This window comes from Paenisporosarcina sp. P4_E4_2, from assembly GCF_056401595.1.
In genome coordinates this window covers 1-2,466 of record NZ_JBFUJC010000412.1, presented here as the reverse complement: position 1 = coordinate 2,466, position 2,466 = coordinate 1, and the positions used below count along the sequence as shown (strand labels likewise).

General features: G+C 38.6%; 2 protein-coding genes and 1 riboswitch. Both genes read left to right on the top strand.

Features of this window, described 5'->3' with window-relative positions:
* The coding region (locus AC1DSB_RS17960) for a GMP synthase (glutamine-hydrolyzing) (protein WP_477587275.1) at positions 1 to 249 on the top strand (249 nt) is incomplete at its 5' end.
* Positions 250 to 610: 361 nt separating this feature from the next.
* Positions 611 to 712: riboswitch (purine riboswitch) on the top strand.
* A gap of 248 nt (positions 713 to 960) precedes the next feature.
* Positions 961 to 2,301, top strand: a complete 1,341-nt coding sequence (locus AC1DSB_RS17955; RefSeq protein ID WP_477532384.1) for an NCS2 family permease — start codon at positions 961 to 963, stop codon at positions 2,299 to 2,301.
* Positions 2,302 to 2,466: the final 165 nt, after the last annotated feature.

Sequence of the window (2,466 nt, the reverse complement as noted above, 5' to 3'; positions counted from 1 at the left end):
ATCTGGCAGTACTTCACGGTGTTACCTGACATTCGAAGTGTCGGTGTAATGGGTGATGCACGTACTTACGATTACGCTATCGGCATTCGTGCAGTAACTTCAATCGATGGGATGACATCTGACTGGGCTCGTGTGCCTTGGGATGTATTGGAGAAAATCAGTGTCCGCATCGTCAATGAAGTGCCAAACATCAACCGTGTACTGTATGACATTACGAGCAAGCCACCAGCAACAATTGAGTGGGAATAGTAGGTTGTAAATTTTAAAACGTCTCAAACCTTGATATATCGGTGTTTATAGATGTTTTATTGAAAGTGACTTATACCACCAGCAACAGTTGACTATTAACAAATACTCTCTTTTATTTGCGATATTTTGCAAATAGAAGGGAGTTTTTTTATGGTTAAAATTGTTGAGCTACTGGATGATTCTCAATTGAATCAAAAAAACGAAGGCAAAAAACCACATCACGAGCAAGCCACCAGCAACAATTGAGAGGGAATAAAGAGTTCAGTTGGAAATGAATGTTTATTTCCGAACTATGGAGACATTTTTTTAATTATTGTTCGGAAAAATGATTGAAACCTCTACAAATAGATGTTATAGTACTATTGTAATTAAATACTGTCGTCGTATAAAGTCGGGAATATGGCCCGAAAGTTTCTACCGAGTTACCGTAAATGACTCGACTACGATTTAGAAAGGCGGACCGTTCCGTCTTTCTTACTTCTTATTAACATCGTTAATGGAAGAAATCGGAGGCATGCGACTTTTTGTTGCATGCCTTTTTGTTTTTTATAATAGAAAGCATTTAGCGCAAGTCGAATTCAATTCGGAGGTTAACATCTCTATTAAACTGGGTATCTGTTTTATAGACTGAGAGTTGAGTTAAGATCTGACGCTGAAACTTAATTATTATAGAAGAAACAAATGTGTACACGACAACACGGAGGAAAAAACATGAAAAAGTATTTTCAATTTGAAGAACTCGGAACGAATTATCGTCGCGAGATTATCGGTGGACTGACTACGTTCTTATCGATGGCCTACATCTTGATCGTCAATCCATTAACTTTGTCACTAAATTCGGTGCCTGATTTACCTGACGCAATGCGCATGGATCCAGGTGCAGTATTTGTAGCAACTGCTTTAGCGGCAGCCGTCGGTTCTCTCTTTATGGGATTGATAGCCAAGTATCCCATAGCCCTTGCCCCGGGAATGGGATTAAATGCATTCTTTGCTTATACAGTTGTTCTAACTTACGGAATTCCTTGGCAAACAGCTTTAACAGGTGTTCTATTTTCGGGACTAATTTTTATTGTTCTTTCATTATCAGGAATTCGTGAAACCATCATCAATGCCATTCCTGCTGAATTAAAATATGCTGTTGGAGCAGGTATCGGTTTGTTCATCACCTTTATCGGCTTACGAAACGCAGGGATAATCGTCAATAACGAAGCTACACTAGTTGGATTAGGAGATTTATCTGCAGGAAATACGTTGCTAGCCATCTTTGGATTAGTGTTAACTGTTATCTTTATGGTAAGAGGCGTTAAAGGTGGTATCTTTTACGGGATGCTATTAACGGCAGGAGCGGGGATGATTTTCAGTTTAGTAGATGTTCCTTCTTCTATAGTAAGTAAAGTTCCAAGTGTGGCTCCAACTTTCGGGGTGGCTTTCGAACCTTTACTGAATGATCCAGGATCATTAATGACCATCCAATTCTTAATTGTAGTACTGACATTCTTATTCGTAGATTTCTTTGATACTGCAGGTACTCTTGTTGCCGTTGCCGACCAAGCCGGCTTAATGAAAGACAATAAACTTCCGCGTGCGGGTAAAGCATTGCTAGCAGATTCACTTGCAACTGTAACGGGAGCGATTTTCGGTACTTCAACGACGACTTCTTATATTGAATCAAGTGCAGGAGTTGCCGCAGGTGCGAGAACGGGATTTGCAGCAATTGTTACGGGTGTCTTATTCTTGTTGGCATTATTCTTCTCACCAGTATTATCCGTAATGACTTCTGCAGTAACAGCACCAGCCTTAATCATTGTCGGTGTCCTAATGGTTTCATCTTTGAATAAAATTGAATGGAATCGATTTGAAATTGCGGTACCAGCATTTTTAACTATTATTACGATGCCCCTTACGTATAGCATCGCTACAGGAATCGCTATGGGATTTGTATTTTATCCGATTACAATGATCTTGAGCGGGAATATTAAAAAGGTTCATCCTATCATGTACGGCATGTTCGTTATTTTTATTCTATACTTTGTGTTTGTAGAAGGGCACTAATCAATATAGGAAGGACAATACTTTCATTAGTATTGTCCTTCTTTTTTATTAGTAGAGAAGCAGCGTTTTACTTTATACGATTGTCATAAATTGGTGGTTGAAAAGCTCCTAATATTCTGATAATATAAACCCATAACAAATCTATTAAATAGTGTTGACTTATAT

Coding starts and splice junctions, on each gene's coding strand:
- AC1DSB_RS17955 (WP_477532384.1), top strand. CDS start 961: ATGAAAAAGTATTTTCAATTTGAAGAACTCGGAACGAATTATCGTCGC.